This is a genomic window from Kurthia gibsonii (genome assembly GCF_006539985.1).
In the GTDB taxonomy this organism is placed as follows: Bacteria; Bacillota; Bacilli; order Bacillales_A; family Planococcaceae; genus Kurthia; species Kurthia gibsonii.
On the sequence record NZ_BJOB01000053.1, the window covers coordinates 1 to 14,421 of the forward strand.

Sequence of the window (14,421 nt, forward strand, 5' to 3'; positions counted from 1 at the left end):
TTTCAAACGCCAAGATTCCTATTCAACACCTCTTCGTCTTTTGACCGAATATATTTTTAGAGGTGAAAATGCATAAATATATATTCCCTTTCGATTATTCTTATCTCTTTTTGATATCAATTATGCTTTCTCAGCCTGTATTTTTGCTCGTTCACAAAGTTGTTTAAATTTTTTTTCGTATATTTCATTTGCATCCTTTTGACGTTTTTTCGGTCCTTTTGTACGTCCTCCCGCTTGTCGAATCTTTTGTCCAACATGACGTGTAAATAATAATTGATCGATGTTTTCGTTCGTGAATTCACGTCCGTTTTGATCGATACAATAAGCACCTTTAGCCAGTACCATTGCCGCTAAACCATAGTCTTGTGTTACGACAATATCGCCTTTTGAAACGGTATTTAAAATAGCGAAATCTACAGCATCCATGCCTTTTGACACGATTTTCGTTTCCACTCCTTCCACACGAATTTCATGCGATGTATCACAATAAATGATAGGAGTTATTTGAGATTTTTGAGCGATGTTGACTGTCGATAAAACAACTGGACAACCATCTGCGTCGATATGCACTTTTAACAAAAAAATCCTTCCTTTCCTTTTAAATTACAAAAAGAGATGAAATCAATCTCTTTTTGGCATATTCATTCGGTAACGCTTACATGAATAAAAATACATTAATATTGCATGATTATAAAAATCGGACAATTGAAAAATTTAAAAAATTTCGTTATAGTTATGCCAATACAAGAATAACACATGGGGGTTTTAAATTTATGGTAACAATGAATTCAGAACAAGTAGCAATGCATTATATCGATGAAGTTTATAAAAACTTAGAAGCAACACATGCACATGAGCCAGAATTTTTACAAGCAGTGAAAGAAATCATCTATTCTCTAGCACCTGTTTTCGCAAAGCGTCCAGAATATATGGAAGCAAGTTTACTTGAGCGGATTATCGAACCAGAACGTGTTGTAAAATTCCGTGTTGCTTGGGAAGATGATAACGGTAAAGTACAAGTAAACCGCGGTTTCCGTGTACAATACAGTTCAGCAATCGGCCCTTACAAAGGTGGATTACGTTTCCACCCTTCGGTAAACGAAAGCATCATTAAATTCCTAGGTTTCGAACAAATTTTCAAGAACTCTTTAACAGGCCAACCGATTGGCGGTGCTAAGGGGGGATCAGACTTCGATCCAAAAGGAAAATCTGATTCAGAAATCATGCGATTCTGCCAAGCGTTCATGACGGAATTACACAAGTATATTGGACCACACGAAGATGTTCCTGCCGGCGATATTGGTGTTGGTGCACGCGAAATTGGTTTCTTATTTGGACAATACAATCGTATTAAAGCTTCTTATTTACCAGGCGTAATTACAGGTAAGTTACCACGTTTTGGTGGTTCTCTTGCACGTAAAGAAGCAACAGGTTACGGTACAGTTTACTTTGTACAAGAAATGTTAAAAGAAATCAATGCAACATTTGAAAACCAAACAGTTGTCGTATCTGGTTCAGGTAATGTATCAACATACGCAATTGAAAAAGCGCAACAACTCGGTGCACTTGTGGTAGCCTGCTCAGATTCAGATGGTTACATTCATGACCCTTCTGGCATCAAGTTAGATACAGTGAAAGATATTAAAGAAGTTCGCGGTGGTCGTATTAAAGAATATATCGACGCACATCCAGAAGCAACTTATGTAGAAGGATGCGAAAACATTTGGTCAATTCCTTGTGATATCGCACTTCCATGTGCAACGCAAAATGAAATTGATGCAGATGCTGCGAAAACATTAATCGCAAACGGTGTTAAAGCTGTCGGCGAAGGTGCCAATATGCCTTCAACATTGGAAGCAATTGATTTATATTTTGAAAATAACGTATTATTCGCACCTGCAAAAGCTGCAAATGCTGGTGGTGTAGCTGTATCTGCTCTTGAAATGGCACAAAACAGCATGCGCATGTTCTGGACATTTGAAGAAGTTGATGCAAAATTACATGAAATTATGCGTAACATTTATAAAAATAGTCGTGAAGCTGCAAAAGAATTCGGTCACGAAAACAACCTTTTAATCGGCGCAAATATCGCTGGTTTCCTAAAAGTTGCCGATGCAATGATCGCACAAGGCATCATCTAATTATAAAGAAAAAAAGCAGAAATCGGTATGAACGATTTCTGCTTTTTTATGGTTTCGGGCGTCTTAAGTTACCTTGTCTAGGACGAAATCAAACATTTGGGCGACGAAACGGGTCACTCGATTGAGTGATTGGGTCACTCGGATGTTAGTTTGGAACATTCACTCGTCTATCTGGGTCATTCGAGGACGAAAATGGGTCACTCGCCTAAAAGACTTTAATTACTCACTTTCTGCACTTTCTTCAAGGTTTTTGAGTAATTCAAGAGGACTTCATTTCACTATGATTGTGTGAATTCGAACATTCGAGTAGCAAAACGGGGCATTCGTATTTCCAAATGAGGCATTCGTTCCTCGGTTCGGGTCATTCACCCGTTCAAACGGGACATTCGAGGGCGAAAACGGGTCACTCGCCTAAAAAACCTTAATTACTCACTTTTGTACTTTCTTCAAGGCTTTTGAGTAATTCAAGAGGACTTCATTTCACTATGATTGGGTGAAATCGAACATTCGGGTGGCGAAACGGGCCACTCGTCGAAGTGATTGGGGCATTCGCTCTAACAATCGGGTCATTCACCCATCTATTTGGGTCACTCGCTCATCCAATCGGGACATTCGGAAATAAATGGGTATGCACCCTTCACAAAATACGAATTATAAATTATAATATAACTATAAATAATCGTTTTAAAAGCGTTAAAAACGAACTAAATGTATTTTAAAAAGATTTTTAGAGATAATAAACGAACATTAGGGGGATTTATCATGTTTTTGAAGTACGAAGGTAAAACAAAGAATGTTTTCGAATTAGAAGATGGTCACTTTTTATTAAAATTCAAAGATGATGTTACAGGTGAAAACGGTGTATTCGATCCAGGCGCTAATACAGTTGGTTTAACAATTGATGGTGTAGGTCTTGCTGGGTTACGTTTAACAACATTTTTCTATGAAAAATTAAATGAGATAGGTGTACCAACACACTTCGTTTCTTCAAATATGGATGAGGCAACAATGACGGTAAAACCTGCAACTGTTTTTGGTAAAGGTCTTGAAGTGATCTGTCGTTTCCGCGCAGTTGGTAGTTTCTTAAAACGTTACGGTGCATATGTTGAAGAAGGTCAACCTCTTGATGCTTTTGTAGAAGTAACGATTAAAGATGATGACCGTTTAGACCCACCCATTTCAGAAGATGCACTTGCACAACTTGCTATCTTAACAAAAGATGAGTACGCGACGCTAAAAGAAGCTACACAAAAAATTGCGTCTTTCGTTAAAGATGAACTAGCGAAAAAAGATCTTGAGTTATATGATATTAAACTTGAATTTGGTCGCGATGCGAAAACAAATGAAATTTTATTAATTGATGAAATTTCAGGTGGTAACATGCGTGCGTTCCGCGGAACTGAATATATCGAGCCTCTTGAACTTGAAAAAATTATGTTAGCTCCTGAATAATACGCATTGCCCTGTCTCAACTCAGAGATAGGGTCTTTTTTTTTCGAACAATAATTGTCGAATTATTCGAAGTATTATATACTAAAGTTATTACTTCGAATACCGAAGAATCAAGGGGGTTTTTTTATGTACGAAAGTTTTCCACTTCGTCAAGATGTTCCAGAACAAGAAAAATGGGACTTACGTTATTTAATCCAAGATGATGCTGCATATGATGCTGCCATTACAAAAATCCAACAAGATGTTGATGCTTTTGTAGCAAAATGGACAAATCATATTCAAAAAGCAGAAGATTTATCAACATTATTTGTTGATTATGAAAAAGTTTTAGCTGATTTATATATCATTGGCTCTTATGCCGAGTTAGATGTTGAAACAGATCAAACAAACGAAGCTGCTGCAATTCGTGCAAGTGATTTTTCAACAATGGCGGCAAAAATCGATGCAAAATTATCATTTGTGATGAGTGATTTACTTGCTTTATCAAATGAAGTTTTAGAAGAAGCAAAACAACTTGCACCTACTTATGCGCATTATATTAAACGTTTAATCGACCAAAAAGCACATCAACTTAGCCCTGAAACAGAGCGTGTTCTAGCTTCTCTGTCAGGTACATTCCAAGCAGCTTACGGTCTATACAACACAACGAAATTAGTCGATTTAAAATTCCCTGACTTCACAGTAGATGGTGAAAATTATCCGCTAAATTATAATTTATTTGAAGGCGATTGGGAATTAGAGAGTAATACTCCGGTTCGTCGTGCAGCATTTGATGCTTTTTCAAAACAACTGCGTCATTACTTACACACGACTGCCAAAACGTATCAAACACATGTACAAACTGAAAAAACGATGGCTGATTTACGTGGTTACGATTCAGTTATTGATTATTTACTTGATGAGCAGGAAGTTGACCGCACACTTTATAACCGTCAAATTGATGTAACAATGAAAGAACTTGCACCGCATATGCGCCGTTATGCAAAGTTACTTCAAAAAGTACATGGTTTAGAAAACATGACATTCGCTGACCTAAAAATTTCATTAGATCCATCTTATGAACCAAGTATTACGATTCCAGAATCAAAAGAATACTTGAAGAAGGCACTTGGTGTAATGGGTGAAGATTATCTTCAAATGATTGACGATTCTTTCGAGCAGCGCTGGATTGACTTTGCGCAAAATGAAGGAAAATCAACAGGTGCATTCTGTGCAAGTCCATATGGTTCACATTCATACATTTTAATCTCTTGGACAAGTCGTATGAATGAAGTATTCGTTCTAGCACATGAATTAGGTCATGCTGGACACTTCCGATATGCACAGCGTGAACAATCACTATTAAATAGTGAATCATCGACTTACTTTGTCGAAGCACCATCAACTATGAACGAAATGTTAATGGCGAATCACCTGCTACAAAACTCAGAAGATCCACGTTTCAAACGCTGGGTAATCTCAACAATTGTTGCACGCACATACTATCATAATTTTGTAACGCATTTACTAGAAGCTGCATTCCAGCGCAAAGTGTATGAAAAAATTGATGCAGGTCAATCGCTATCTGCTTCGATTTTAAATGACTTAAAACGCTCGGTTTTAGAAGAATTCTGGGGTGATGCGGTTGATATTAATGACGGTGCCGAACTTACATGGATGCGCCAACCACACTATTACATGGGCTTATACCCTTACACATATAGCGCTGGCTTAACAATCTCAACACAAGTATCACAACGTATTCTAAAAGAAGGTGATACTGCGGTACAAGATTGGATTCGCACATTAGAAGCAGGCGGTACAAAATCACCTGTTGATTTAGCAAAAATGGCTGGTATTGACTTAACAACAGACCAACCACTACAAGATACAATCGCCTTTATTGGTGAATTAATTACACAATTAGAAGAACTAACTGAACAAATTGGTGATTAATAGACAGAAAAAATCGTGCAATCATCGCACGATTTTTTTCTTATGAAATGAGGAACATGAATGCAATTTGATTTAATGAAATTATTTGATGGGTATGTGGGAAATTATCATACATTCCATTTAACAGTCGACCACGGTAAACACTCTTTTACAATGACAGAAATAGCATATTTTTCACGACTTGGTTCGATGCTCGGATACCATGCCTATACGGAAGATACGTGCAATGGTTTAAATCGCCCGATGGATTTAACTTGGTGGGATGGTTTTGACGGTACATATTGGCACGATTTTATTTTACATTTAGAACGTGAAAATTATTTTAAAAAAGATATGGAAACATTGGAAAAATTATTTTATAAACGTGAACTTTCACCCATGTATGCAATCGGCATTTTAAATGTTCGAAACGATCAACGCATTGAAAAATTACTTCAACATGTCAAAAAGATGTGCAATGTCCCGCAAGCAATGTTAATTTTTAGAACGTATTCACAAGAAAGTGCTAAAAACTTTTTTGATGAGGTCTATGCCTACGTCTTTCATCAGAAAAAATGCGTAGCTACTAAAAAAGCATATGTTTCAGAAGTGGTCGGCGTCTTACATATGCATGAATAAAAAAGTACATTCACATTAAATTCCATAATAATAAATTACAATATCAGCAGAATTCATTATTTCTAGATAATGCATACATGTATTTAGTTTTTTCAGAGCTTCAGACTTAACAAAAAATGCTTCTTTTAATTCCTTCATTTCTTCAAAAGAAATCTCAGCTAATTCATCTTCATTCAAATTAACTAAATAAGGATAATAATATTCATTATCTAGTTCTTCTAATACATCTATCCATTCTAGAAATATTTTTTTCAAGTAATCAAAACTATAATGATTAATAACAGATATCCCACAATAATTGAGCCCCTTATCACTCGGGACTTTACTTCTATAAGGTTCTTTAACATAGCTAGGATTAATTGATGGGATCAAATTATAAAGACGATCAACCTCATATGCTTGTTGTTCTATTACATAATCTAAAAAAATATCTTCTATATTAATTTTTGCAATCATACAATCATTTCTTTCATTAACAAATTCAAAATTATGATAAACAGCCATTTTCATACCTCTTTCTTAATTCATTAAAATAGATGTTGTATCCTTTTCATCTATATCCTCCTTCTCTTTTGAACTTATTGCAAGAAAAAAACTATAACAACCATCAAATCATACGAAAAGAAGTAATTATCTCTTAATATTTAATTTTATGTAAAATGAAAGAGGACTGCATAGTAGTAATCCCCTTCTTTCAATTTATATATAGTCTCTCACTTTACTGTGCAAAAATTATCATCGATTATTCATAAGCATGGTACAGAACAATTCTCTGCTAATGAACTCGCACAATACTTACAAATGACACCGCGTAGTACGCGCCGTATTTTAAATGAACTTGAAATGACAGGGCTTGCAAAAGTGGTTGTAGAAGAATTCCCCCGTCAAACAGGACGACCACGCAAAATTTATCAATTGCGGTTGAATGTTTAACTATGCACGGAATTCATTGGTTGATAGATTACCATTTATAAGTAATTGCATAAAAAAACTTGAGCCACATATAAGTGACTCAAGTTTTTTTATGAACGGAATTTTCTTGTTTGTACACGTTTTGTCCAAACACCAATTAATACTAATAAAATACAGAAAATAATTGGGATTAATTGTGTCATCGCCGGGAATGTCCAGTCAACTAGATACTTACCATAACGATCGCTAACTACCATACTGCCTGCTGTGTAGGCAATCAAGAGCGCCCCCAGCCAAATAAGTAGCGGGAATTTATTCATCAGTTTAATGATTAATTGGCTACCAAAAATGATAATCGGAATACTAATTAATAGTCCAAGTGCTGCTAAACCAACATGCCCATCTGCTACACCTGCAATCGCAAGAACATTATCTAAACTCATAACGAAGTCAGCGACGATAATTGTACGTACAGCTGCGAATAACGTACTACCACTCTCTACATCTGCATCTTCTCCGTTTGACTTCAGTAAATCCCATGCAATATAGAATAGTAATAAACCACCGACCACTTTAACAAATGGAATCGCTAATAATTGAACAGCAATGACTGTTAAAATAACACGTAAAGCAATTGCTCCACCTGTACCAATCAATATTGCTTTTTTCCGTTGTTCAGGCTTCAACTTTCGAGTTGCGAGCGCAATAACAACCGCATTATCTCCACTTAATACTAAATCAAGTAAGATGATGGATAAAATTTTGGATAGAAATTCGATATCCATGTTGTTCCTTCTTTCTACAGTTACTTCCTTTATTGTACGCCTCTTTTAGCGTTTTAAAAAGGAAAAAATCGACTATTCTTCTCCTGTCGCAATTGGATAATGCATCACCCAATCACTATAACTCCCTGTATAAAGTTGAACATGTTCGTATCCTAATTCTTTTAATACAGCGTAAAGTGGCGACGCAGATACACCACTACCACAATACACAATAATATTTTCATCTTTGGAAGCAACTTTTTTTATTTCGTCATTTATAAATAACGTATTCCCCTTTTTTAGCTGTTCCCAATCAAAATTTCGTGCAGTTGGAATGTGTCCTGCAATAGGATCAAGTGGCTCGATTTCACCAATATAGCGACGATGAGCACGCGCATCAATTAACACTTTATCGTGCTTACCTTCTGTTACTTCTTTAACATAGGAACGATCTACATAAATTTGATCTTGCCAATCAATATTTAAATTAGAACGCACTGGATTCGGTTCAACGGTTGTTGTCTCAAAACCTGCTTGCTTTAAGCCTTCTAGACCATCTGCAATGACGCGCGCATTTGTAAAACCACCATATTGTAATAACCAATACGCTCTCGTAGCAAACGGTTCACCACCACCATCATAGATGTAAATAGGTGTTTCATATGTGATACCGGCTTTTTCAAATAGGTCGTGTAATTGTTCTTTAGTTGGCATCGGATGACGTCCACTTTTTTCTTTTGTCATGTCAGATAAATCTTTCGTTAAATCCCAGTGTACCGCACTAACAATATGTTCTATATCATATTGCGCACGACCATATACGCTATCTGCTAAGTCATAGCGTGCGTCAATCCATACAGCTTGTTCATTTGCTGGTATATCCTTTGCTTGAATAAATACGTGTCCCATACAGAGTCCCCCTTAAAATGGTGTATAAAAATTAATCGTGTAGTACGGCACATTTTCAGCATCAAATGCAACACCCACACCTGCATGTGTCAGATCTTTGTTTAAGATATTTTTACGATGTCCTAAACTATTCATCAAACCTTCATGAGCAAAAATACTACTGTACTGCCCATAAGCTAAATTCTCTGCATAGAAATGCTCGTTCAAATAACCCGCATTTTTCATACGTGATTCAGGTGTGCTTCCATTACTTCCTGTGTGTGAAAAATAGTTTTGGTCAATCATATCTTGACTATGTGCGCGTGCTTGAGCTGTTAATCCCTTGTCATAAATAAGTGGCTTTAATCCATGTTCTACACGTGCTTGATTCATCAGTTCAATCATCAACTGTTCAAACCCCGTACGTAAAGCATTCGATGAAGGACCATAAAATCCTTCTTTTTTCTGTTCCACATTATATGGAATATATTGAATTGCGCGTAAGCGATTTGCATTATGAACATCAAAGAAAAACGTCACGTAGTATCCATCTATTTCATATAATAACATCTCTTTTTTATTATCATCATTCATTTTAAAGATCTTAGTGCCTTTACGAATTTCATCTAAAGGTGCACCGTACTGTTTTTGTACCTCTCCATATGTCGTCTCACCAATTGTTGTGTTAAATAATGTACGCCCCTGTCCTGCAATATAACCGCCCTTACCATTCGATGATTCAAGTGTGAATTGCTCATAACCATTGTGCATCATTTGCCATTGCTCACCGTATTCATTGGTAAATGTTCCTTTTTGTTTACCTGTTGTATCTTTCAATACAATATTTTTCGCTTTTTCCTCTTTTTTATCTGAGAAAGTATCAATAGATTGATCCACTGTTTCTTTTACTTCTGAAAACATTCTCGACAATTCAGGTCGATCAAGCGCATATTGAATAGCTTGATAGGAACCTAAAATTAAGACAAAAAAGAGAACCCATGCGAATAATTTTCTCATTTGATCACCTCAATCTATTATCATTAGACGAAATTGTGGAATCAATGGATGCTTTATAGTCGCATGCGTTCTTCTTTTATTTATACTGTTGCTTCTACAAGCTCTTCAAAGATTGATTTCCATTCCGCTAGTTTACTATCTTCTTGAAGCAGCGAACGTTCTGTATCAAGCTGTTCAAGTGCTTGATTTTCAATATGTTGTTTCAATTGCTCCGCAATCGCTTGAATCTGTTCTTCTGCCCACGTAGTCATACGTGCAGACTGCTCATCTAAATAAGCTTGTGCATCTGGTTTTGACATCTCTTCAAGTGCATCACGTAATAAAATACGATCATTATTCTCAAAGAAGGCTTTTTGATTTTTATAATATTTATTGACAGCTTTATATTTGAATGGGTCTTTAAATGGACCTGTATAATCTAAAATAGCTGGGTCTTCTACTTCAAATGGTGTGAAGCTGAAGCTCTCATTGACATCACGTAGGCGACGAACATCTGCTGTATAACGTTCTGAAATTTTTGTCACAATCATTTTTGAAATTCGGAAGTTTGTTACACGCATCTCTTGTTCAAAGTCGAAGCCTAGACTTTGCATTAATTCAGTGAGTGCAAACTCAAGTGCATCTGATGTTGATTTTGTATTAAATACCGTTGGGTTATACGATTCTTTAAAGAAATCTGTATAACGGAAATATACACGTTGTAATACATAGTATAGTAACTCTTTTTGCTCTTGTGCCACATCACGTTCAATTACAGCAGCTGCCGTTTTTTCCATAGACGAGCGAACAAATTGTTCAATTTGGTCTAATTCTTTTAGACGCTCATCTTTACGCGATAAGTTTTCCTCTGTTTGACGAATCAGTGATGATAAACGCTCTATCGTCTTATCTGTTTCCTCTACTAAAGCTTGAACTGCAAGAGCCATTAATTCTTCTGATAAGAAATGATGGAAACTTTCCTCAAAAGCAGGCATACCAGAAGCAAGTTCTGTCTGTTCCACTTTTTCTTGTAAAGCAAGTAGACTACTCACACCAAATAGACGTGGTTTACGGATACCAAAACGTAATAATTCGTTGCGTACATACGCTTTTACATCTTCTGCTTCTTCTTCATCTGCTGCTAAGTCAATCGCATTTACGACGAAGAACATCTTATCTAATTCGAAGGCATCTTTTACACGCCCTAATTGAATTAAGAATTCACGGTCAGCTTTTGCGAAAGCATGATTATAGTACGTAATGAATAGAATCGCATCCGCATTACGAATGTATTCAAAAGCAACACCTGTGTGACGCGCGTTAATTGAGTCTGCTCCTGGTGTATCAACTAACGTAACGCCTAGACGTGTTAATTCACAGTCGAAGTAGAAATCAATTGAATCAACGAAACAACTACGATTTTCTTGTGCAACAAAGCGTTCGAATTCTTCGCGCTCTGTACGAATTGTTGTGCCTAATACGTCTTTAAATTCTTCATAACTTTGTGCAAATGCACGTACAAATGATTTATGAACATGTAAGCGCTCATCTGTTAATTCCACATCAAGTGCTTTTTGTGCTTTTGCATAGGCATCATCTAAAGATGTAACGTGAACACCAATTGCACCATAAGAGGCCACAATATCTTCTGTCATTTGTTCGACTGTTTTTAATTTTACATCTGCTGTTTCATGTGGATGGTCAGGTGATACAGGACGAATCTTATTAATCGCTGCTGTTGTTGGGTTCGGTGATACAGGTAACACTTTTTGACCCATTAAAGCATTTGAGAAAGAAGATTTCCCCGCACTAAATGCACCGAATAAAGCAATTGTAAAGTCTTTTTCTTCTAAACGTGCGACTTTATTTTTCAAGTAGTTTGATACTTCCTGGAAACCAGCAATCGGTTCTACTGCATGTGCTGTTTTTAATGCTTTTTGAATTGCTTGGTCTAGCTGAACATTATAAGTAGATTGTGATGCATCGTCATCCGCTTGTTCCTCTTCTTGTTTTTCTTCCACAGCAATCATAGATGGATCGAATACACGCATATGTTTACGCGCTTCTTTTTCCCCTTTAATCCAGCGCTCCATATAACCATCTGCTTCTTTATTCAGTGTACGTACATCGACATTTTTCTGAACTTCAAAGTATTTTTGTTGTTCTTCAATATGAAGTACATCATTGATGATTGCTACTTTTTCAGTCATCGCTGCTTTTTTCTTTTTCAGAGGTTCTACTTTTACAAGCGATAATTCTTGAATATACGCCATTTTCTCACGCTTCCAGTCATCTGTTGCACGTTTGAACCACATACGTGTAGCCGAAACAACACGATTTGCGAAGTTCAGTAAAGCGTCTCCTGCTACTGCATCAATGCGCATCTCATCTTCAATAACAGAGAATGGGATATCTAATTTGAATTCATCAATTTCAAGTGATAATTCATCTGTTAAAGCACCAACTTCTCTTAAAGAGCTCTTCATTAAGTTCAACATATGACCTGTAATTTGGTTTTGAACAACTGATTTATAGCGATCATATAGGTCTTCACGTCTACGAGCGCGCTCTGCTTCCGTCTTTTTCGCCGCAAAGAACATACCTACTTTAAAGTCTTTTTGCATACATTCCGCATAGCTTGCTAAACGATCACGTAATTCAAATGGCATTAAGACAGCGTTTTCAAGTAATTCATCACGTTGATTATTGAAAGACATTTCCCATTTTTCAACTGAATATAACTCAAGTTGACGCTCTACAGATTGATACTCATCTAAAATATCTAACTTACGTGCCCAATCATTTTGAGATAGTAAATCTTCATTGCTTTCCATAATACTTTGTTTATTTTGTTCTAAAAATTGTCCATGTTCATCATGCATTTGTGCTAATGTATTTTCGGCATTTTCTATTAATTGCTCTTGCCAACCATCCATACTGTTCATAACAATTTCTTTTACATGGTCAAAATCGTTATAAGCTAAATCTTTCGCTTTTAATGATGTAAAGAAAATACCTTTTGGATAAACACCCCAGTTTGCAAATGAATCTGCAACCGACTGTTTGAATTCTTCAAATGATAATTCTTGTTCTTTATGTTTATCTACTTGGTTCACGATTAAATACACATTCGGGTTATGCTTCATTAATGTTTTCGTAAATTGGAAGTTCAATTCTGATTGCACATGATTATAATCCATCACGTAAAAAACAATATCCGCTAAGTGAAGTGCTGATTCTGTTGACATACGGTGTGCGTCATCTGTGGAATCGACTCCAGGTGTATCCATCACTGTAACACCCATCGGTAATACAGACTGGCTATGTCCAATCTCAATTTGTGATACTAACGCACCATTCTTTGCAAATTCTTTTACAGTTTTAATATCATAATCTGAGTTAAAGCGAACAGGATCTTCTCCTACTAAATAAGCAATTGCATAATCTTCTTCTGACTTATGCACTTTAACTACATTAGCACTTGTCGGAATTGGGCTAGATGGTAGTAGTTGGTCACCTGTAAGCGCATTAATCATACTCGACTTACCAGCAGAAAAATGACCTGCAAAACCAATTGCATATTCTTTCTTAATTAACTTCTCAGCAAAAAGCTGTGTTTTTGCTAGTCGTTCATGGTCTTCGTTTTTTTTATAAACCATGTACTGTAACGCAGTTTTCTTCAATAATAATTGGATTTTTTCTTCAAAAACAGTCATGAAAGGCTCGATCTCCTTTTTCTATATGTAGTTACTCATCCCATTCTATCATGTGTCTGTAAAAGGAAAAACAAAAATTGCTCCAAATCAGAAGATTTTAGTTATTTATTTTTACGTTTCTTCTATGTTATTTTTTTACGTGAAAAAATTAAATTTATTTAAAAATATAAAAACCGAATAACTCTAAGTGAGCTATTCGGCAACAAAAGTATCATTTTATTTATTTCAAATGTGCGGTTGTTTCTGATAAAACGTATTTAACTGTGACACCACAAGCGACGATTGTCATTCCAACAAGTGCGAAAAGCATGATGACCGCTCCCTTTTTGATAATATAATTTTTTATTTTTAAATTCTAATTGTCATTGATTATCATTATCATAACGAGTTTTTTTTATTTTGTCAATCTAATTGAAATAGTTTCTCAATTAATTCTCTTATTGTATTCTTTAAACTAACGGTGTATCATAGATTAAAAGTCATGAAGAAAGGGGAGTATGTATGAGTATTTCGGCTCAATACCAAGTACTATTTAACGGCATCATTCACGCTTTCAAAGAAATTTCACCAAAACAAGTTACAATTCAGTCTCCCTCTTCATTTACTGCACCTAATATGCATCTAGAATATAGTGTTTTGATTGATGTAATTGGTGATGTAAAAGCACGTATGATTATTGATAGCAATCACAATTCATTTCAAAAACTATGTGAGTCATTATATGGGTTTCAGATTGATGGCGAACTTTTAGAATCGTTCGTTGGAGAATTTGGAAATATGGTTGCTGGTAAATTATGTATTTATAGTGCTGAACACAATATTCAGTTAGACATTACTACCCCAACTGTCATGGTAAGTGAGACACATTTACCAATATCTACACAAACATTCACTTTGCCAATCTCAATGGATGAGATTGGTCATGTAACAATGCTTTTATCTATTGAAGCTTCTTAAGTCGACATACATGAGAGCGATGAAATTTCTTTTCCCTAAAAG

12 protein-coding genes are annotated in these 14,421 nt (G+C 35.8%); 6 read left to right on the plus strand and 6 right to left on the minus strand.

Going from position 1 to position 14,421, the window contains the following annotated elements; all coding sequences use genetic code 11:
• Window positions 1-120 precede the first annotated feature (120 nt).
• On the minus strand, window positions 121-579 hold the full coding sequence (locus KGI01_RS11985; RefSeq protein WP_141274870.1) for a YaiI/YqxD family protein: 459 nt from the start codon (window positions 577-579) through the stop codon (window positions 121-123).
• A gap of 194 nt (window positions 580-773) precedes the next feature.
• Between KGI01_RS11985 and gdhA the strand changes: the two genes are divergently transcribed.
• The 4 genes from gdhA to KGI01_RS12005 all read left to right on the plus strand — a co-directional run bounded on the left by gdhA (window position 774) and on the right by KGI01_RS12005 (window position 6,146).
• Window positions 774-2,141 carry an NADP-specific glutamate dehydrogenase gene (gene gdhA / locus KGI01_RS11990; protein ID WP_141274871.1) on the plus strand — a complete coding sequence of 456 codons (1,368 nt, stop codon included), beginning with the start codon at window positions 774-776 and terminating at the stop codon, window positions 2,139-2,141.
• A gap of 762 nt (window positions 2,142-2,903) precedes the next feature.
• Window positions 2,904-3,593: a phosphoribosylaminoimidazolesuccinocarboxamide synthase gene (locus tag KGI01_RS11995; RefSeq protein ID WP_141274872.1), complete on the plus strand. Its 690-nt coding sequence runs from the start codon at window positions 2,904-2,906 to the stop codon at window positions 3,591-3,593.
• A 126-nt stretch (window positions 3,594-3,719) separates the two neighbouring features.
• Window positions 3,720-5,528 carry an oligoendopeptidase F gene (gene pepF, locus KGI01_RS12000; RefSeq protein ID WP_141274873.1) on the plus strand — a complete coding sequence of 603 codons (1,809 nt, stop codon included), beginning with the start codon at window positions 3,720-3,722 and terminating at the stop codon, window positions 5,526-5,528.
• Between the two features lie 60 nt (window positions 5,529-5,588).
• A complete protein-coding gene (locus tag KGI01_RS12005) occupies window positions 5,589-6,146 on the plus strand; it encodes a hypothetical protein (protein WP_141274874.1) in 558 nt (185 codons plus the stop codon).
• 15 nt (window positions 6,147-6,161) lie between these two features.
• On the opposite strand, the gene KGI01_RS12010 is transcribed toward KGI01_RS12005, so the two are convergent.
• Window positions 6,162-6,650 (minus strand): hypothetical protein, encoded by a 489-nt coding sequence (locus KGI01_RS12010; RefSeq protein ID WP_141274875.1) that lies wholly within the window; start codon window positions 6,648-6,650, stop codon window positions 6,162-6,164.
• A 219-nt stretch (window positions 6,651-6,869) separates the two neighbouring features.
• Between KGI01_RS12010 and KGI01_RS12015 the strand changes: the two genes are divergently transcribed.
• Window positions 6,870-7,079, plus strand: coding sequence for a helix-turn-helix domain-containing protein (locus tag KGI01_RS12015; RefSeq protein WP_141274876.1), 210 nt, complete (start codon window positions 6,870-6,872; stop codon window positions 7,077-7,079).
• Between the two features lie 89 nt (window positions 7,080-7,168).
• Here KGI01_RS12015 and KGI01_RS12020 read toward each other — a convergent pair whose 3' ends face one another.
• The 4 genes from KGI01_RS12020 to KGI01_RS12035 form a co-directional block, all read right to left on the minus strand.
• Complete coding sequence (locus tag KGI01_RS12020; RefSeq protein WP_141274877.1) at window positions 7,169-7,843, minus strand: TerC family protein; 675 nt, start codon at window positions 7,841-7,843, stop codon at window positions 7,169-7,171.
• Between the two features lie 72 nt (window positions 7,844-7,915).
• Window positions 7,916-8,731 (minus strand): sulfurtransferase, encoded by an 816-nt coding sequence (locus KGI01_RS12025; RefSeq protein ID WP_141274878.1) that lies wholly within the window; start codon window positions 8,729-8,731, stop codon window positions 7,916-7,918.
• Between the two features lie 12 nt (window positions 8,732-8,743).
• Entirely contained in the window at window positions 8,744-9,727 is a 984-nt protein-coding gene (locus KGI01_RS12030) for a CAP domain-containing protein (protein WP_141274879.1), read from the minus strand.
• Between the two features lie 80 nt (window positions 9,728-9,807).
• Window positions 9,808-13,422 (minus strand): dynamin family protein, encoded by a 3,615-nt coding sequence (locus KGI01_RS12035; protein ID WP_141274880.1) that lies wholly within the window; start codon window positions 13,420-13,422, stop codon window positions 9,808-9,810.
• A 501-nt stretch (window positions 13,423-13,923) separates the two neighbouring features.
• Between KGI01_RS12035 and KGI01_RS12040 the strand changes: the two genes are divergently transcribed.
• Complete coding sequence (locus KGI01_RS12040; RefSeq protein WP_141274881.1) at window positions 13,924-14,379, plus strand: chemotaxis protein CheX; 456 nt, start codon at window positions 13,924-13,926, stop codon at window positions 14,377-14,379.
• The last annotated feature ends 42 nt before the right edge of the window (window positions 14,380-14,421 follow it).